Below are 18,230 nucleotides of genomic sequence, written 5' to 3'. Positions count from 1 at the left end.
TTTCTCACCTACTCTGCTTCAATAACTGCCCCATCTGCCGTTGGTGTTACCTTTTTAACGGTCGGGGCGCTTACTTTGAATCGTAAGAAACGTAAATGGCAGGGCGAGCTTTTTCAGTTACAATAGCATCGTAGTAGTTCAACCCTTTAATAGTGTCTCTGTAGCCGTCACGGTCTTGTGAAGCTGGAATTAGATCAATAGAGTTGTATTTTTCAACTGGCGAACAAACCATCAAAGGCACAAGAATATAATTAATTTTCTTCGTAGAATCAACTTGTAAGCGAGATTTAGCTACTTTTTGAATAATAGTATCGGAACCGTCTAACTGCGCAACTTTACGGTTAATACCTGAAATTTGTTGCTCGTTCGTAGTAAATGTTTTTGAAACACCTTTTGCATTTTTTAATGCTGAATAGTAGTCAGTGGATGCAAACATAATAAACGGACCGACAATTTCTGCATCTGTCATATACGCTTCTGCCGCATCATATGAAGCCAAAGCATTTTCTGTAGTAATGGTTTCTTTTACCGTTTTTCCAACGTATTTTCCTTCGCTATCATCATCCGCTGCTTCCGCAAATGCCGCTTCCAATAAGCGTTGTACCGCAACGCGATCTTTTTCAGGAATCGCAACTAAACGAGTGTGTTCTTCCACAATCGCTTGAACTTCATAGGAAGCATTTTCTGATTGATCTAATGTGTCTAAGTCATAACCAAACCAACGTTCTTTCTCTAGTTTGACCGTTTCTTTTGCCACATCAATTTTAGAACGTTTATTGTCTTCGTTACGTTTATAATCACTAGCAGTAAAACCTTTCATTTTGTTGATGCGGACTTCTTTTGCGCCTACAAAATCTGCTTTTGTTACTGCAGCAGCTCCACCTTTCAATAAATCCCAAACTTGCGAGCCTGCGGCAAATTCTTTGTCAATTGCTTTTAAATCTTTGCTATCTAAAATAACTGGCATAATTTTTCATCTCCTATTTCTTTTCTAAATTTTTAGTCAAATTGCTGCGCCAATCGGTCTCTTTTGTTGCTGTAGCAACGTTTACAGTTTGACCTTTCAGCAATTCTTTTTGGATACCATCTCTAGCTTTTGAAATAATTTGTTTTAATTCATCTACAGCTTTCTTTGTATCCTCGTCCGTATCTTTCACAAGCAATAAATCGGCTTGTGCAGCACTTACGTAGTCGGAAAGACCATTCTCGGATAAATCGTTACGAACAGATTCGGCACGCGTTAAACGATCGAGACGAGCTTGTGCTTCCTTTTCTCGTTTTTCCGCTAAAGCTTCTTTTTCTGTAGCTTCTTGTTCTTTCGCCTTAACACGTTCTTCCGCAGTCATTTGCTCGTAAGATTTTTGCTTTTCCCAATCGGATTTTGCTTGCGCCACAGCTTTTTTAGTTTCTGCTGCGACCATCTTGGCAACATCATCACGGGTAAAAGTCTTTCCAGTTTCTTTTCCGTCTGGATTTTCATTTTTTGGATTTTGAGAATCCTTTGTCGATGAATCCCCCGATTCGTTTGAATTTCCAAAGTTTGGCTCATCAGAATTTGGTTCATCTGCAAAAAATTGTAAATCCATCGGTAATAATAAGTGTTTTTCTTCGTTCATGTTAAAACCTCCAGCCATTACGTGGCTAATCGAAATTAATAGGTTACGCCTATCAATCGAAACAGCTTTCTCTTTAACGCCTGTAAGCAGTAAGAAGGCAAATAAAAAAAAGCCTAACTTTTGCTAGAACTTTTTGTCTTTATAAGCAGGTGCAGTGCTACACCTACACCAGTTGTGAATGGGGCTTGCGTTGATTCCTGGGCTCATTTCAGAAACCTTATGTGGATTTGCACTTGCTATTCCTACACAAATAGGACAAGCGCTTGGTTCTACAATCAGGTTGTATTCTTCATACCCGTATTTTTCGTAGCTTTGCTTTTGTACTTCGCTTTGTATTCTTGCGGATTCACTAATCATTAGCCGACGTGCGACATAATCAGCCGTTTCCTTTCCTCGCAAGCTATCAATCACAACTAATTTACGTAATTCCCTAGCTAGAACATCTGGATGTTTGCCTGCTGATAATCCCACTGTTAACAAGCGATCGATGCTTGCTTTCAAAACATCTTGATTCACCCACAAACGTTGCGAAAATGTCGCGTTATGAAACGAACCCTCGATAATCGCTTTAGCAAACATTCGATAAGTTTCTTCGGAAAGAACGGACCCGCCTAATATCCCCGCTTGTCGTACAAACTCCGCTACGGCTTCCTCTGTTAATATCGCTGTAAAATAAGTCTGTAGCTGATTCGTATTGTCTGTTAAATACAAACCTATTTTCGATTTTAAAAGCTCTAAACGATTAACCTTCATCGTTAAATTGTATAGCCTTAATTGCTCGTTAGCTTCTTTTGAAAAGTCTCTTGTTTGTACATAACGTTTCGCTTTTTCCGCGAAAATTTCTACATCGTGTTTACTTACACGTCGTTTCGCTTCATCAATACTAATCTTCTCTTTCCCTGCATAAGCGACGTAAAACTGTTGAATTTCTGCCTCTATTGTTTTCCACAGCTTTAAATATCGTCTGTGAATTTCTTGTTCATAATTCACATGTCGCTTTAGCATTTCTTCGATGTGTTTTGCTTCTCGTTCCGCCCAATAATTACTCATGTTCTTCGGTCACTTCTTCCGTAGTTTGAGCAAATTTACTGAAATCAACTTGAGGATCTAAACGTTCGTCTGTTTCTTCGTCCTTTATACGTTCCATTTCTTGAGTTACGTCAGGAACAATCGATAATACGCCTAGTTGTGTTTCTCTTGAAACAATTCCCTCAAGTTTTTGTGCGGTTTCCGCTTCGTCTTTAATATTGCGCGGAATATTAAAGTCAAAAGTGTATTCTAAATTAAACCATTCTTTCGCTTTATTAGCAGGTACATTCGTAGGTAATGAAAAAATCATTTTGTACATTTGCGCATATGCTTTTTTAAACTTCCTAGCTTTCGCTTGTGCTAAATTCCTAGGATTTTGCATTTTAAATTCTAGCGAAATTCCAGAAGCGTTATTGCTAAAACTTTCATCGTTTGCATTATAAGTCATAGACATTTGATAAATTAACCGCTCTAATCGGTCTAATAGATTTTCTTGTGTTGTATCTGAACTAGGTTTATCCAAAAAATTAATATCTACCGATTCACCTTCATTTAAAGGCTCGGCACTGTTAATCACTCGGTTATCACGTAAATAGGCAGCGACGTTTTCGTCAGCTAAATCTACCCCTATCATTTTTAAGTAGGCATCCGCAAAATAACTCACATCATTCGCTTTTTCTGATAGAGCTTCGTTGTAATTATTAATCAGCGACCACACAGATTCGATACGTCCTTGTCGTTCGTCGTTTTCCATAAACTCAATCATAGGCACTTCACCGTACGGATTAGCGATTGCCTCTTTTCCACCTAGCAAATAAGACAAGGCTTTCTGAAAAACGGTCGGTCCTTGTTTACTCTCTAACCGTTTAGAAGTCTTGTCTTGTGTAAAAATAAACGTTTCTGTGCTGTTTTGTGGATAAACAGTTGCTGTTAGCTCGTCGTTTGTCATTTTGTTGTAAAGCACGGCAAACATAGGCGCTTTTAATAAATCATCTGCGTAAACAATAAATCCTTGTGTAGGTTTTAAATAAGTCACGCACGTTTCCGCTTCTTCGTTTTGGTATAAAAGCTTATAAGCATGCCCATAAATAGCAGTTAACTTAGAAAGCTCCGCGTCGTTGTCTTCTTCATCGTTTCGTTTACGGAAATCTTGAACAAATTCCTTTAGCTCTTCGTCTGGATGAGTAATTTTTGTTGGTTTACCGTTAAAGAAAGCTGCAGAACTATCTACAACATAACGGGCAAAGTTAACCGCGATACGATGGTCGGGCTTTCCAATCCCTTTGCCTTTTTGATAATAAATATCGTGTTGACCGTTGTAGAGCTTTTCTAATTCTTCGTAAAAGCCAATTAGTTTCCGATGCTTATTGATGTATTTATCCACCAAGCGCTCGTCAATCTTTGCGTTTTTATCACAATAAAAGACACGATTTCCTAAAAGGTCAACAAATTCTCGTATTTTACCTTCCGTGTTCGGTCTACTTACTCTGTCTGTCATCAAATAACCCCCTTCACACTTTGTAATTTAATTCCACGTGCTTTTTTACTACGATGTTCAACTGCGTATCGTAAAGCATCTATCACGTGATTATAGCTATCAATAGGTTCATTGGTGTACTCCCCTGTTTTCTTGTCTTTAGCCCACGTGTAGTTTTCTAATTCCTCAATCAGTTTTACGCAACGATCGTCTACGATTAGCTCGTATTGCAATAAAAAAGAAAGCCCCTGTCGTATTGAATCAGGACCTTTCTTGGCTGCACGTATTCTAGTAATTCCGTTCTTCTTGATTTCTGCAATAGATTTCTTTTCAGCTGAATCCGCAGTGATAACTTCTTTTGCATAGCCTAAATCTTTAATAACCGTTGAGATTTCATCATTCAGCAAGCCTTTTTTGACGTATTCTTCAAGAACATAAATACGTTTGTTCTTCTCGTCTACCTTTGCATGCACAAAAGCGGAAGGGTCGTTTACATACCCAAAGTCTAAGCCAAAATCTGAATCAATCTGTCTTAACAGTTCGTCGTGCTTGTCTAATCGTTTTCTCTGATAGTTTGGAAATACAAGTTTATCTAGCGTAACAAATTCTCCTAAAGCATATATGCGATAATACGCTGGGTTTCGTTTGGCTAAATCCTCAATCACCTTTTTATTTTCACTATCAAGAAACCGATTGTCTTTATAGGTGCTGTGATAAATACCCGTTCTTCGTTGATCGACTTCTGCTTCCTCATCAAAGAAAGATTTATATACCCAGTTCAGTTTAGAAACTGGGTTAAACATTAAAAAGATTTGACGTTTCACATGCTTACGTTCACGTAAACGCAAAGTAAGCTGTGTATAATCTTCTAGTGTAAATTCTGTTGCTTCTTCCATCACGACGTCAGACAGCCCTTTGATGGATTTTATTTTCTCTGGGTCATCCATTCCCTTGAAAAGAAACTCTGCGCCGTTTGGTAACGTGATTCTAAAATCAGTGTTATTTACTTTACACTTGTCTAGCAGTCCCCAATCAGAAAGACACGCTTTCACATCCTCGAAAATAGAGTCTTTTAAGCTACGCCCTACTTTTCTTGTAAATAAAATCTTTCTTGGTTTCTTCCATCTTTGACATGCTTTAAAAACAACCTTTTGAACGACACCGTGACTTTTGCCAGATGAAGCGCCGCCCCAATAAACCTCGGTGAATTTAGAATAATCCACCAATCGATCATAAAACGATTTGTTAAAAACTCTTGACGGGAAGTTAAACTCTAAAACGATATTACGTTTCTTCGTCTGCATCCCACTCACCAACCTTAATCACAATATCGCCCGTTTGTAAATCGACTTTATCAGTGAACAGCGCATGACGTTTACCAAGAAGCTCGGCTGCTTTTAAACGGTCTTTTGCGCCCACATCGATGTCTACAACGGCTTGTGCGCCTTCGCCTACACCAATTAGTGTTGCTTCTTTGTACTCGCCACGCATAACAGCTGTTAGGTACTCTAGCACCTCTTGGGCATCGGCTGTTCGTTCGTTTTTCAGTTCTGCGAGACATTCGTCTATATAAGCTCTGAGGTCAGGTTTAGTCAAGTTTTCCTGTCCTATCTGCTTTGCAGTCTTTTCGCTATATCCCGCTCTGATAGCAGCCTCTTTGGCATTTCCTGTCTCGATGTAAAAGTCACAAAATCGTTTCTGTTTCTCGGTCATTCGCATGTTATTCACCGCCTTTCTGTCTAATAATTTATCACTTCACATACATTTCTATATTCTCTTGTATATGCTTATCTTTCCAACTACCATAACCACAATAAACTAGCTTGCACGCATCAATTTCCTTCGGCGTGGCTTCTCTTGTCATTTCAACAATTGAAACATTCTTCTTTATCTGCACAGACATTACAACACGTACTGAATCAGTTGTACGGTTCGGCTGTGGATATTTATGTGTTAACGATACATACCAATAGTTTTTCATGTTCTCTCTCCTAATTGTTTTTATGTACTTGATTCAACAAGTTACTTTTTGCTACAATAATCTTGGGTAGCGACACCCTATATAATAGTTTATCGATTAAGATAAGTATTCTAATAATCCTCAAATTTTGTGTAATACTCCATTTTAGAATGTTTGCTACCCAGCCACTAGGTCCCATAGTCTAGTGGCTTTTTAATATATACTCTCTTTTTTATTGCAAGATTATTTTAGGCTCTGATATAATAGTTCTGGGTAGCAGCTCCTTAAAATAATTTATTAATCTACTTTAAATATTCTAGTATAACCTCAATGTTGCACGATAAGATAAATTAACCCATGCTACCCAGCCACTGGATTATGAAATCCAGTGGTTATTATTTATAATGACTATGACTTTTTTTATTAATCTGTTATACTTTCTGTACAGGTAGTGTATGATAGTTAAATTTCTTTCACACGAAATACCCTCATATATCTAATAGCTACCTAGCCACTAGATCCCATAGTCTAGTGGCTTTTTTATGTACTAAAAAAGACCACTCATTTACGTTGAGTAGTCTGCTTTAATTCTTTTTTCAAACGATTTAGTTTTTTTGCATCTTCTTGCTTAATGATTTCAAATAACTTAAACATAACAATACCTCCAAACAAAAAGAGGCACTTTTAAGCTAGTGCCTCATCGTGAATGCAACAGAAATATCTATTGACGATTCTTTTATTTAAGTAGCAAAGCTGCCTATTGGCGTGGCAGGAATCGAACCTGCCTCTTATCTCGCTATATGCTCGTTGCATCCCAGATGCTACACGCCAACCGAAAGGATTTTTATACTATGCCATTTTTGAGATTGCCTACCACAAACTCAATATCGCTGGAGTGGGATTGCACCACTCATGCACTAACCCTCTCTAGTTTTGTACAAGGTCCCAATAGTGCGCCTTACGCTTTCTATCTTCACCTTTGCGTCTCTCTACTTCCGCCACAGCGATAATTAAAAACTCAAAAATCAACAGATTTAGGCTTTTCTTCCTGCTTCCTTTGTTTACAGTGTTATTCAGTCACATACCCAAAGAGGCTGAACTATCAGGCGCTACCCAATAGCTTCTCTTTGCTTTTTCTGTATGATCTAGCTCTACTGGCTAATAACTTTCACTTGAACATTCAGCATTTACATAAGAGTCCCATCTTTATTATTTGTCATCTGTAAATAAATTGCTGCATTAAGCTACTCGTACCGACTTCTTTCGTTAAACACTGATTTCTCAGTTTCTCTGCAAAGCGCTTGGTTTGAGGTTTCTAAGGTCTGCCAAGCTTCTCACACTTCCACCTAACTTAGATTATTCTCCACTGGAGCGTCTATTATCACGCCCGAAAGTTTCGTACCTTACACCTGCACAAATTCCACGTAGTACTTTGCGATTAATAGCTTTTACTATTAGTCCTTTTTACATTGCTGTAAAATCTACCACTAAAATCAATCAGTATCCCAATTCATTTTAGTTATCGACTTATCCCATACTACCCTAGCACATTGTTCAAATGCTCTTCACTAGGTTTAAATCTATTGATTTTTCAATTTTTAATAGTAATCACTCACAAACCTGTAGAAAAAAGAGAGAGGAATTGCACCCCATTTCTTTAGTTTGAGAACATCTGATTTGTGAGTGATCATTGCAAACTACATAGCGCTATCTTGACAAGTGCTTTCGGCGTACGTCTACGTGTAAGCTTAATGCCAAGTTTATTGCAATATTTGCTACCTAGACTAAACGAGACAGAAAGAACTGGACTTTCCACATCCTTATTCTTTATTTTTATAGGTAGCCTCAAAAGATAAGTGAAACGGAGCTAAGATAGGTAATGCATGCCTTACCTCGTTTCCTTATCTTTCGACACTACCATAATAACATGGATTTCCGAATAAAATCCCTACAATTTCCCTACAAAAACCCTACAAAATTTTCTATTTATAAATAACTAAACTTCCGTGTTTATAGGCCTCAGCAAATTCGATCAAAGCATTAGATTTTAACTTCTCAACATTTTTTTCACCATATCCACGTATTAACTGCCCTATTTCCCAATTGGTATGTTTTTCTACATCGCAAAAACTATAGTATAGCACTTGACGACTAATAAGGCTTAATGCCATAAGCCCAGATAAAATTGCGTCTCTTTCTGCTTCTGCATCTGCTAATTGTACTAGCGCATCTTCTGCTTTGTTCCCATGACTTTGGCTTTTAGGCATATCTGTAATAATTGGTGATTTTAAATCTATCAAAGAGCGACCAGCTATTCGCTCTAAACGTCTAAAATTCTTCAACACATTTCTGGCATTCGCTTTTGTTTGTCGAAAATCTACTTCTTTTAGCAATTGAATCAAGTGGAATCGCTCCTTTTGTGGTATAATAACTATGTCGAAAATATTACTCACAGCCGGAGCAATCTGGCTTTTTTTATTTTCTACTAAATAAACTTTTTACAATACGTACTATGAGATAGTATTTTCAAATACATTTACTCATGATATAATCATATTAACTTTCTTGGGGATTTTATTTCTGAAATAAATTTCTCCTTTTCTATGATAACTGGCGGAAAACAGTTATCGATAGTTCCTGTCTCCACCAGAGACGCAATGTCAACCTTATTTGTTGGCACTATTAGCACTTTACTTGGGAAAAGTGCTAACTACCACATTAGTCAGCCAGTGGTCGGCTGGCTTTTTGTTTGCAAAAAATCAGCTAGTTATTGTAAAAAAGTTGCAATAAGTTAAAACTCCAATGTAATTGGCCTCCCGTATTTTAAAATTTTCCATTCGCCATCTTTTGTATTGGTTTTATTCATATGATTTCTTTCATCACAAGCTATCGCATAATCGAAAAATAAATCGGCTTGCTCTGATCCGCGCAGGTATTCAACATAAACGCCATCGACTTGTCGCCCTAAAATATAAACTTCTGGATAACTTAGCATTGCTTATCCTCCCTTAAGTACATTTCTGAGCTGACGTATGCTTCTATTAGTTTGACGGTAAACTAATATCACTAAGTTTCTATCAACGCATTTCAAGTCAACATATTCAAAAACATCATCTGGGTTGTTTCTGTTTAAATCTTCAAAAAATCTAGTAATGTGAACATCGTAAGGTTGAGTATTGAATTCTTTAAATTTGATCATTTATTATTCTTCCAATGCCCATCCCATTAATTTACTCATTTCAAATACTACATTTCGTCTTACTCCAGTTGAAACACCTGGATAATTAAATTTTAAAACATCCCATTCTAAATCAGTTGTAACTGTTTCAACATGCCTAACATCTTCAAACTTCATTGTTTCACCAGTCGGTAGCCATATGATCAAACTTTTTGATTTTTCCATTTATTATCCCTCCACCTTCACAGCAAAAGCCCAATAGCGCTCATCAATTGCTTTGATTTGATTTTCTGTTAACATATCCACCTTTTCCTTACATATCGTAAAATCAATTGTTCCCGCTAAATTTAAAAAAGTATATCCTGTGTTAGTCGCCCCTTTGTCTGGTAATAAAACATGATATAATGGTTCCTTCTCGACTTCGTAGCCGTGTACTACAGCTCGATAAAATTCATTACTATTTTTACCATACCAATGAATTACCGCGGATAATTCAGAATCCTCACATGTTCTCCCTTCACTGCCGTAATAATCAGCCCACGTGCAGATTTCAAAAATGGGGTCTTCATGTTCTCGAATAAACTTAGCAATCAACTGTGGAATCACGATTTTTTTCGGTTCGTCTAGTTGTTTTGCTAAATTAATTGCTCTTTCGGTAGCAAAGTTAGCGCCTGTCAAATAATCGAGGCTACATGTAGGAACTTCTAAGCATTCTAATTCTTCAATCAATTCTTGTTTATTCATCATTGTTCCTCCACTTCATCAAATCCACAGATTAACGATTCTTCCTTCCAAATTCCACAATCTTCCAGTACAACCTCTCTTTTATCTTCTTCAGGAAATTCAAGAATCAGCCCATTCACTAATACTGCTTTTACTACCAAAAATTGGTTTGTGTATTGCGGAACTCCTTTACCGATATACTTTACTTTGACTCCTGGTTGAATGCTCATACTCATTCCGATACCACCTTACGTTTCGCTATATCATCAGACCAAGCAGCATAATAATCAAAGTCATAGCCATCTTCTCTTGGATTTTCGTCTGAACGATCTGGATCATGTATTAATATAGCCTGTTTCACTTCTTTAGATTCATCTTCTAGTTCATCTATCAAGTCATATGGTATCTCAATTGAAACTAATTTAACTGTTTCATCTTCCTCTGGCTCATTTGACATTAGATAGTCTTTTTCCTCTTCGAATTCTTTATTTGCTTGAATTATGCTTTCTGTCCAATGTCCAGTATTTTTTGAACTTTCATATCGATATAGTTTCATTTTGATTCCTCCTAAATCAAGCCGCCGTCAATCAATAATACTTCGCCGTTTTCTTCAAGATTTTCTAACTGATTGAAAGCTTCTTCTGCGCCAGTCTTGTCACCCTCTTCAGTATGACTTTTAGCAAGCATTTTGAACGCTTCGTATTTATCAATTGTTTTCATATCATCGAAAAATTCTTTTTCGTCTTCTACGTCGCAAACAATGTCCTTGTAAAGTTTTAAACATTGTTTTTCATCTTTAGCAGCGATTAATGCAAAATAAGGTTCCTTAATTTCGTAAAATTTCATGTGTTTTTCCTCCTCAGTTTTCACTCTAAATAAACGACCTTCACCAGAAAACTCATGCGGATTTCCAAATTCATCTACTATAACAAACGAATTTTCTAGATAATCAATTGAATCTACTTCAAACCACACAGGATAGCCAACGGACATATCATGCATCCATACTTCTATTTTTGGAATCATCTTCTTAACTCGCTTTCTTACAAACTCACTGGCTCTTTTTTATAACCAGCATCAATCAAAATTCCCTCAATCACATAAAGGTCCGTTTTCTGCTTTAAACTAGCCTTAAATTTCTTGGCAATATTTCTAGCTGTTTCTAAAGAAACGACTTCATATGTTTTAGCCAGTGCATCCGCAATAATAGCGGATGTTGGCGTGTAATAAATCTCTAGCAAAATGAACACTCACTTTCATTTCATAAATCTAATTTAAATGTTCAGCTTTATATTCCCAGAATTTGTTTCTAGGCATTCCTAACGCTTCTATGATTGCATTCACTGAATAACCAACCCACTGCAAATACAAATATTCTTGAATGGTGAACTTGTCTTTATCAATTGAATTGATTGGTTTAGATTTATCCATTGTTTGCTCACCAATATCCTTACCAAGCATTTTAATTTGACGATAGACCATGCTTTTGGGATGTCTATACCAATCTGGATTTCATTCATTAGCTTGAGCATTTCTTTTCGCTTTTGCTTTTTTTCAGCTTGAATACGTGCTATATCTTCAAAAATTACACTGTTCATTTTTTAACCTCCTGTAGAGTAGATCGCTGATTTGAAGTTATCTCCTCAGAAATCCCTCGTCAAACCGTGCGTAAGGTTCTCCCTTACACGGCTTTCCCACTGCCTTCTTTCCTCGGCATTATTGCATAATCACCAAACAGGTCTATCTTTTATAGCGTTTACTCTCATTTTCAATCTCCGTACACATTTTACGTAGTGAGACTAATCCATGATTGTCGTAATACCATGATGGCGGGTGTTCCCTCCACCCTTTTCCAGCCTTTTGGTGTTTCTTTCTAAGCATTATTGTTAGATTATATATAACGTACGAGTCTATTTGTTTAAAACGTTCTTTGGAATTACCTGATTTGAAGTAATTTCCCCAGCCTCTCAAGATTGGATTCAATCGTTCAACCACATCAGGTAAATTATCGTGTTGTCCATGTCGGATAACCTCTTTTACTTTCCCTTTAATGGTTTTCATCGATTTATTGGAAGGATAATAGTACGTTTTATACTTCCCTGTCTTTTTAGATTTTAGTTTTCTTATTATATATCCCAGAAAATCAAAACCTTCTGAAGCATTAACCACTCTTGTTTTATCTTCATTAATGACTAGACCTAGCTGATTTAAACGCCTACGGGCGTATGAATCATACTTTTCTGGTTCATGGTGGCAGATAATAACATAATCATCTGCATAACGTACCATATGCGCATCATGCTTCCTATCTGTTCCAAACTGATTATTACTCCAGAATCTGTCTAACGCATTAAGATATATATTTGCCAACAAGGGAGAAATAACTCCACCTTGAGGTGTTCCTAATAGGTTATTTCTAACTTTATCATTCTCCATGATTCCGGCTTTTAGCCAAAGTTGTAGCAACTTAATAATGAATTTATCAGTTATTCTTTCTTTCACTAATAGTATCAGTTTGTCATGTGGAATTGTGTCAAAATATCCTTGCAAGTCAGCATCAATTATCCATTCGCAACCAAAATTTAGGTACTTATAGATTTCTCTGATTGCTTGATTTGCATTCTTTTTAGGTCTAAATCCATAGGAAAATTCTTGAAAATCAGCTTCGAATATAGGTTCAATTACTAATTTAACAGCTGTTTGAACAACTCTATCCTTAACTGTTGGTATTCCTAGTGGTCTTTTCTTCCCGTTGGCTTTAGGGATATACACTCGTTTTACAGCTATAGAGTGATATTTCTTCTCTTTCAGTTCTCCATGTAGTTCATCCAGAAAATTCGTTACACCGTAGTTTTCAATGTCCTTTAACGTCTGGTCATCAATTCCTGCGGCACCCTTGTTTCTTCGAACACTATTCCATGCAGAGCTAAGAACATCTTTTCGATAGACTTTATCGTATAAATTTCCAAACTTTCGCTTCTTGTCTGCTTTGGCCGATAGATATATCTTCCGTTGAAATACTTGAACCTTTGGTAGAATGTGTATAGCCTTTTCGGCAATCATTCAGTTCCTCTCCCATCGGCAAGAATAGCAGAGGTAAGGCTCCTTTCCTACACAGAGTTTTGTTGTCTCTTGTGATTATCGGTACTATGAACCTCTCCGACTCCCTATCCTTGCATCAATTAGAATTTCGGTGCTTTCCTTATATCTAATCTTACCCAACTGGGATAGTTGGGACAAGGGAGGGTATCCTTTGTTCCTCACTCTTCTTTCACTACATTCCATCTTCTATATGCCGAGAACTCCACCAGAAGTATTCACCAGTTTAGACTTCTGATGGTTCCAGTCTTCGCCCCCGTTCTAAAGGCTCGACAGTTCCAATACACAATGCTTTCAGCTATATCAATTGTGTTGACTTTAACGACACTTAGCAGAAGTTCACTCTCGTTACGGACTGTAGTTTCGCTCGCTCCCACTGACTGAATCAAGACAAAACCTCTTCAAGGTTAAGCCTACTGGAGACAACGTTAGTCGGTGCCGCTTCCGCATTTAGATTACTCCGTATACGTGCACCATAGCTACCTAACCGAACTGGTTAATTGTTAGGACAGGACTTTCACCTGTTAGAGAGAATGAGGCTTGACAAAGCACTCAAAAAGGCAGATCATCATCGCTAATGTCGATTGAATTACCTGCACCTGCGAACGGATCCACATCTCCACCAAACGACATTTGTTGGCTGTTATTTTGCTGATTTAAGCCTTTGTTTTGATTCGTGGCATAATTACTCTCGAAATTGTTTTGAACGCTTGTACCGCTATTCTGTGAAGTCTGAATGCTATTTCTATTCTCGTTGGTGCTTTTTGACTCTAATAATTGGAAACTTTCGCAAACAACTTCAGTCACATAGACACGTTGGCCTTGTTGGTTGTCATAATTACGAGTTTGAATTCTGCCAACAACTCCTAATAATGTTCCTTTACGAGCATAATTAGCCATTGTTTCAGCAGGCTTACGCCAAATTACACAGTTGATAAAATCCGCTTCTCGTTCGCCATTTTGGTTTGTAAAGTTACGGTTCACAGCAAGAGTAAAGCTTCCAACTGCAGAACCACTTGCGGTGTAGCGTAAATCTATATCTTTCGTTAAACGTCCAACTAACACAACTTGGTTTATCATATTGTCACTCTCCTAACAATTCTTGTTTTTGTCGTTCTAATTCAGCTAATTCTTCAGCTGATAAAGGCACATCTTCTTGCATTCCAGTCCAATTTGGTAACTGCTCTTGTCTCACTGGCTCCTTAGAATACGCAGGCTGTTTATTTGTTTGAGACAGATTATATTCATCGTTGTAACGATCATCACGTATCCAACGAAACAATTCTTGCGGGTGATACCAATCGTTTAATTTAATATACGCAAGATAGTCCTTATATCCTTTTTTAAACGGCTCTAAATCTTCTTCCGTCTTGAACTTCTTTAAAAATTGTTCTCTAGCTTTTTTCTTGTTGGTTTTCTTTGGATAAGTTTTCCAAACTTTTTCGAATAGTTCAGGCATAGTTGAGCTTGGCTCAACACTATTCTTTTTTTTATCCTTAACTAACCTATCCTTACCTAACCTAACCTGTGTATCCATTTGGTATCCCATACGGTTGTCATCTGGTATACCAAGATGGTTTTCACTCTCTATAACCTCGGTTTTAAAGGTATATGCCTTACTATTTTTCTCAGCTAATTCAGCCTTTTCTTCTTGATATAGAGTTGGTTTGTATCGATCATTTCGAATATAGTTATGAATTTTCCAATGCTTGATAACAATAACTCCGCTATCAAAAACTAAAATGAATCTTTTGGCCATTAATAGCTTTAGATCATCATCTCCACATCCAACCATTCGTTGGATTTTCTTAGGATTATTAATAAATCCATCATCATCCGCTCGCATTGATAAATGAAAGTAAAGAGATTGAGTTGACAGCGGCATGTCTAAAAATGCATCGCTATCAATGATGGTCTTTGCAAACATTCTTCTTTCAGCCACCGTTCTATCCTCCTATGTTCAACTTCTTACGTTCTTCAACGTTTAGTTTTACTGGTTTAATTTGATACTTGTTTAAAAAGTTCTTAGTACCTATCTGATGTTCTTCTTGATGATGTTGTCGACAACCAGCGTAAAAAGTAAATGTTTCGTGATTAATCTTTTGACGATTTCGCCCCATACCGACTACCTCGATATGACAAACATCGGCATGTTTCCCACAAATACAACACTTACGATATTTAAGGCAGTAATAAAACCATTTGTTATTTTCTAGCAAGTATTGGTATTTCTTTTCTAGTGGCACATCATTTTTCAAAATAAATTCGATTAAAAAACTAATCCATTCTGTTGCTTCATGTCGTGTAGCCTTACTGTGTTCAAAATACACACCGCTTTTGGCTTCGTAGTAATATTTTAAAACTTCCTCTATCCATTTGGGTTCGTCATAACTCCAACGAGCTATATCAGCTATTAAAACATGAGAAAGTGCATTCTGTTTTTGAGACATTTGTCGATTATCTAATAGTTCAACTTTTACTAAATTGTCATCGTTGTTAGCTAGGAGTTTGAGAAAATTCGAGTTGATCTCATCCTCAAACTCAATCGCCAATTTATTTCCTTTGTGTTTTATGATTTTTCCAATCATTCAATCACTTATTATCTTCTTGAACCTTCTGCCTAGATTCATAAAAATTTATCCACTTCGCAAGCAATTTAGAAATAACACCATAATCATAAGCACTATATTCTTCAAATGCTTTTTTAGGATTCAAATCAGAATCATTTATAGCTAACGATTTCACAGCTTCAAATTCTTGCCCTGCCAGCTCGGCTACTCTACTAATTGATGCGTTCAACATATCAATTTGCCGTTCAGTAATTGTAGTATTTTTTAGCTGTTCTTTTTGGTATTTATCAGGATCGTCATCATCTGTTGCGATATTAAAAAATTTCAATAAAAAATATTTTTCCGCATACGTTAGTGCTTTTCCTACACCCTTTTCTCCTTCAATATCTACTCCTTGGCTATACCATGAACAAGCAACAATCTCAGAAGGATTATGAATATTAATCCATGTCATCATTAACTCTAGCTCTGTAAAATACGTTGTACGTTTTTTGGCTACAGGCTCTTTCTTTACTTTATCCGCTTTCCATACCTCATCTTGTGATTCCCGAACTTGATGAGCAACAATTTCTGGCTTCAAAATTAATCCAACTTGATTTATGACTGTATTTAATGCGGATAGTACATCGCTTGACCCCACATAGCTGTACTGCTGGCCACGTTTACTTTTTTGAATATATGGTGCTTTTTGTCTCACATACGCTAATTTTTGATAAACATTCAACTTAGAAAAATCTGTTTTGGTTGCTTCAGTCATTCAATAATCCCTCCTTATATCTTTTTCCTGAACTCACATATTCAATTAAATACACGTTTTCTTCGCCTAATTCTTCTATCAAATCAACGATTGTATCTTGTGTAGCAATTTTTTTACAAGTGAGTACTGGTTGTCCTGTATAAAGACATTTCATTGCAAAAGTTATCTCAAACACACCGTCTTCATCAGCAATTTCATTTCCAAAATAATCAGTAGTATCCACTGGATCATCTTCATAGGTTTCCTTATGTGTTTTTTCAGTCGGCTCTGTTAAATATCTGTCTAGTGCATTTGCTTCTCTACGATTCATTCACAAAACCTCTTTTCTGTGTTACAATTTTTCTAGTATAATTTTGTATGCGACTATTTGCTTGGCGGCGTAGTCGCTTTTTTCATCATGCAATCCCTCTGCGCTCTTTTTGTTGCGCAATGTATAGTTGACTTTTTTGTTGTTTGTACCATAAATCAGCTAATCTTTTTGCTTGGTTTAACTTTTCTTTTCTAGTCATTTAAACTCACCTCGAAAAATCTTCGATAATATATCCATCAAATCGTTTGGATCATCTGTGACAAAAGTATGTGTATTTTTAGTCGTAGTTTCTGTTTCAATACCGTACATCTCTTTTAATAAACGATTTTTTGGACAATCACAATCTGATTGTTCCAGTTTTTCTTTTGTTAGTGTATATTGGCTATGTGCAGCAATGGCTACTATCGTGCCTTTTCCAACTTGAGATATTGCCATCTCTCCTTCTAAATCGATAGCAGCCAAAGATAAACCTATATCCTCTTTCTGGCATTCTTTTGCTAGTTTCTTAATCAATTTTTGAATTTTGTCGTTCATTTTGGTATACTCTCCTTAACATAATATTTTTATTTGCCCTTAATCGTCTGCAAACGATTGGGGCTCTTTTTGTACTATACTTAATCTTTCTGGGTAAACACCTTCATCAAATGAAACATATAGATATTCTTCAAGCAATTTTCTAAAGACTTCCGCTTGTGTTTCTCCAATCACGTATGTTTCTCTACTAGCTTCACCCATAGCTACATACATTTTTTATCGCCTCCTTTTTCAGAGTATTGATACTTCGCTTCATCCCAGTTAAAAAACCAATGGATAAAGAAAGGTGCACTTAGTGTTGCTAGTATTGGCATTGAAAAGTGATTTTTCAGCAATACTCCTAGCGCAATCATCACTAAAAATGTTCCTATCAGTCGAGCTTCACGTATTGCTTTCATGGTTAACCTCCTATACTATTGTTTGCTTTTATAATTCTTTGCTATAATTAATTATCAGTAATTTCCTAATAAAATAATTAATGAGGTGATCTTATGAAAAAATGTTTTTTTGTAACTCCAATTGGAGAGGAAAATTCTGACATTCGTAAACAATCTGACGAATTACTAGAGCAAATTCAATATTGTTTTTTGCATAATACAATTGAATTCGAAATTATGCGTGCCGATTTGGACCCACATAATCAGCAAAATATAGAAAGAATTCATTCTTGTATTAAAAATGCTGACTTGCTTATTGTAGATTTATCAGGAAATAACCCTAATGTTTACTACGAGCTGGGATATGCCCGTGCTCTTTGTAAAGAGGTAATTCAGATTAGAGATAAAACTACATCTAACCTTCCATTTGATGTTTCAGGATACAATACCCCAACTTATGATTTATCAAATAATGAAACTAAAGAAAAATTCAGAAATCTTTTAAGTGAAACTATTAAAAATATACAATTCGATAAATCAGTCACGCATATTGGTGGTGGTTTTACTATTGAAAAGGTAGGCTCTATTGATGATTAGAAC

General features: G+C 36.5%; 27 protein-coding genes and 1 tRNA gene. 1 reads left to right on the top strand and 27 read right to left on the bottom strand.

All coding sequences use genetic code 11. The features are described from left to right. Nucleotides 1-70: 70 nt before the first annotated feature. From IGK86_RS03775 to IGK86_RS03645, 27 genes are all read right to left on the bottom strand, one after another. A complete protein-coding gene (locus IGK86_RS03775) occupies nt 71-967 on the bottom strand; it encodes a capsid protein (protein ID WP_438742043.1) in 897 nt (298 codons plus the stop codon). Between the two features lie 13 nt (nt 968-980). Next, on the bottom strand, nt 981-1,616 hold the full coding sequence (locus IGK86_RS03770) for a DUF4355 domain-containing protein (RefSeq protein WP_243169628.1): 636 nt from the start codon (nt 1,614-1,616) through the stop codon (nt 981-983). A gap of 123 nt (nt 1,617-1,739) precedes the next feature. Next, a complete protein-coding gene (locus IGK86_RS03765; RefSeq protein WP_185775817.1) occupies nt 1,740-2,666 on the bottom strand; it encodes a minor capsid protein in 927 nt (308 codons plus the stop codon). Beyond that, entirely contained in the window at nt 2,659-4,143 is a 1,485-nt protein-coding gene (locus tag IGK86_RS03760; RefSeq protein WP_185774184.1) for a phage portal protein, read from the bottom strand. Before IGK86_RS03760 ends, IGK86_RS03765 begins: the two co-directional genes overlap by 8 nt. Continuing rightward, complete coding sequence (locus IGK86_RS03755; protein ID WP_438742040.1) at nt 4,143-5,426, bottom strand: PBSX family phage terminase large subunit; 1,284 nt, start codon at nt 5,424-5,426, stop codon at nt 4,143-4,145. The genes IGK86_RS03760 and IGK86_RS03755 overlap by 1 nt, the downstream gene beginning before the upstream one ends. After that, nucleotides 5,407-5,841, bottom strand: a complete 435-nt coding sequence (locus IGK86_RS03750) for a terminase small subunit (RefSeq protein WP_438742038.1) — start codon at nt 5,839-5,841, stop codon at nt 5,407-5,409. The genes IGK86_RS03755 and IGK86_RS03750 overlap by 20 nt, the downstream gene beginning before the upstream one ends. A 31-nt stretch (nt 5,842-5,872) precedes the next feature. Then, nucleotides 5,873-6,103 (bottom strand): hypothetical protein, encoded by a 231-nt coding sequence (locus IGK86_RS03745; RefSeq protein WP_057086508.1) that lies wholly within the window; start codon nt 6,101-6,103, stop codon nt 5,873-5,875. Between the two features lie 739 nt (nt 6,104-6,842). Next, nucleotides 6,843-6,913: transfer RNA gene (locus IGK86_RS03740), tRNA-Arg, on the bottom strand. A gap of 1,151 nt (nt 6,914-8,064) precedes the next feature. Further along, complete coding sequence (locus tag IGK86_RS03735; protein WP_025188350.1) at nt 8,065-8,481, bottom strand: ArpU family phage packaging/lysis transcriptional regulator; 417 nt, start codon at nt 8,479-8,481, stop codon at nt 8,065-8,067. A gap of 392 nt (nt 8,482-8,873) precedes the next feature. Continuing rightward, the gene (locus IGK86_RS03730) at nt 8,874-9,077 is read right to left on the bottom strand and encodes a hypothetical protein (RefSeq protein ID WP_057086509.1); all 204 of its coding nucleotides are present in this window, start codon (nt 9,075-9,077) and stop codon (nt 8,874-8,876) included. Between the two features lie 3 nt (nt 9,078-9,080). Then, nucleotides 9,081-9,281 carry a hypothetical protein gene (locus IGK86_RS03725; RefSeq protein WP_002407417.1) on the bottom strand — a complete coding sequence of 67 codons (201 nt, stop codon included), beginning with the start codon at nt 9,279-9,281 and terminating at the stop codon, nt 9,081-9,083. 3 nt (nt 9,282-9,284) lie between these two features. Further along, on the bottom strand, nt 9,285-9,485 hold the full coding sequence (locus tag IGK86_RS03720) for a hypothetical protein (protein ID WP_057086510.1): 201 nt from the start codon (nt 9,483-9,485) through the stop codon (nt 9,285-9,287). A gap of 3 nt (nt 9,486-9,488) precedes the next feature. Next, on the bottom strand, nt 9,489-10,004 hold the full coding sequence (locus tag IGK86_RS03715; RefSeq protein WP_057086511.1) for a DUF1642 domain-containing protein: 516 nt from the start codon (nt 10,002-10,004) through the stop codon (nt 9,489-9,491). Further along, a complete protein-coding gene (locus IGK86_RS03710; protein ID WP_002365114.1) occupies nt 10,004-10,219 on the bottom strand; it encodes a hypothetical protein in 216 nt (71 codons plus the stop codon). The genes IGK86_RS03715 and IGK86_RS03710 overlap by 1 nt, the downstream gene beginning before the upstream one ends. After that, nucleotides 10,216-10,539, bottom strand: coding sequence for a DNA-directed RNA polymerase subunit delta (locus tag IGK86_RS03705; RefSeq protein WP_438742034.1), 324 nt, complete (start codon nt 10,537-10,539; stop codon nt 10,216-10,218). The genes IGK86_RS03710 and IGK86_RS03705 overlap by 4 nt, the downstream gene beginning before the upstream one ends. Nucleotides 10,540-10,550: 11 nt before the next feature. Then, entirely contained in the window at nt 10,551-11,009 is a 459-nt protein-coding gene (locus IGK86_RS03700) for a hypothetical protein (protein ID WP_185774173.1), read from the bottom strand. Nucleotides 11,010-11,026: 17 nt separating this feature from the next. After that, nucleotides 11,027-11,233 (bottom strand): hypothetical protein, encoded by a 207-nt coding sequence (locus tag IGK86_RS03695; protein ID WP_002417547.1) that lies wholly within the window; start codon nt 11,231-11,233, stop codon nt 11,027-11,029. 19 nt (nt 11,234-11,252) lie between these two features. Then, nucleotides 11,253-11,414: a hypothetical protein gene (locus IGK86_RS03690; RefSeq protein ID WP_243168255.1), complete on the bottom strand. Its 162-nt coding sequence runs from the start codon at nt 11,412-11,414 to the stop codon at nt 11,253-11,255. A 309-nt stretch (nt 11,415-11,723) separates the two neighbouring features. Continuing rightward, nucleotides 11,724-13,046, bottom strand: coding sequence for a group II intron reverse transcriptase/maturase (ltrA, locus tag IGK86_RS03685; protein ID WP_057086514.1), 1,323 nt, complete (start codon nt 13,044-13,046; stop codon nt 11,724-11,726). Nucleotides 13,047-13,634: 588 nt separating this feature from the next. Next, nucleotides 13,635-14,162: a single-stranded DNA-binding protein gene (gene ssb / locus IGK86_RS03680; protein WP_057086515.1), complete on the bottom strand. Its 528-nt coding sequence runs from the start codon at nt 14,160-14,162 to the stop codon at nt 13,635-13,637. Between the two features lie 4 nt (nt 14,163-14,166). Beyond that, nucleotides 14,167-15,009 carry a DNA replication protein gene (locus IGK86_RS03675; protein ID WP_154591549.1) on the bottom strand — a complete coding sequence of 281 codons (843 nt, stop codon included), beginning with the start codon at nt 15,007-15,009 and terminating at the stop codon, nt 14,167-14,169. Nucleotides 15,010-15,028: 19 nt separating this feature from the next. After that, nucleotides 15,029-15,670, bottom strand: coding sequence for a putative HNHc nuclease (locus tag IGK86_RS03670; RefSeq protein WP_185774172.1), 642 nt, complete (start codon nt 15,668-15,670; stop codon nt 15,029-15,031). A gap of 4 nt (nt 15,671-15,674) precedes the next feature. After that, a complete protein-coding gene (locus IGK86_RS03665) occupies nt 15,675-16,409 on the bottom strand; it encodes an ERF family protein (protein WP_057086765.1) in 735 nt (244 codons plus the stop codon). Beyond that, the gene (locus IGK86_RS03660; protein WP_185774155.1) at nt 16,402-16,719 is read right to left on the bottom strand and encodes a hypothetical protein; all 318 of its coding nucleotides are present in this window, start codon (nt 16,717-16,719) and stop codon (nt 16,402-16,404) included. The genes IGK86_RS03665 and IGK86_RS03660 overlap by 8 nt, the downstream gene beginning before the upstream one ends. A gap of 195 nt (nt 16,720-16,914) precedes the next feature. After that, complete coding sequence (locus IGK86_RS03655) at nt 16,915-17,253, bottom strand: hypothetical protein (RefSeq protein WP_185774156.1); 339 nt, start codon at nt 17,251-17,253, stop codon at nt 16,915-16,917. Between the two features lie 39 nt (nt 17,254-17,292). Continuing rightward, nucleotides 17,293-17,466 (bottom strand): hypothetical protein, encoded by a 174-nt coding sequence (locus IGK86_RS03650; protein ID WP_172675441.1) that lies wholly within the window; start codon nt 17,464-17,466, stop codon nt 17,293-17,295. Continuing rightward, nucleotides 17,457-17,651 carry a hypothetical protein gene (locus IGK86_RS03645; RefSeq protein WP_057086761.1) on the bottom strand — a complete coding sequence of 65 codons (195 nt, stop codon included), beginning with the start codon at nt 17,649-17,651 and terminating at the stop codon, nt 17,457-17,459. Before IGK86_RS03645 ends, IGK86_RS03650 begins: the two co-directional genes overlap by 10 nt. Nucleotides 17,652-17,744: 93 nt before the next feature. Between IGK86_RS03645 and IGK86_RS03640 the strand changes: the two genes are divergently transcribed. Then, complete coding sequence (locus IGK86_RS03640) at nt 17,745-18,227, top strand: hypothetical protein (RefSeq protein WP_057086760.1); 483 nt, start codon at nt 17,745-17,747, stop codon at nt 18,225-18,227. The last annotated feature ends 3 nt before the right edge of the window (nt 18,228-18,230 follow it).

The organism is Enterococcus sp. DIV1206 (genome assembly GCF_051712485.1).
Taxonomy (GTDB): Bacteria; Bacillota; Bacilli; order Lactobacillales; family Enterococcaceae; genus Enterococcus; species Enterococcus faecalis.
Note: the sequence above shows the minus strand (reverse complement) of the source record. Positions and strands in the feature narration are given on the sequence as shown.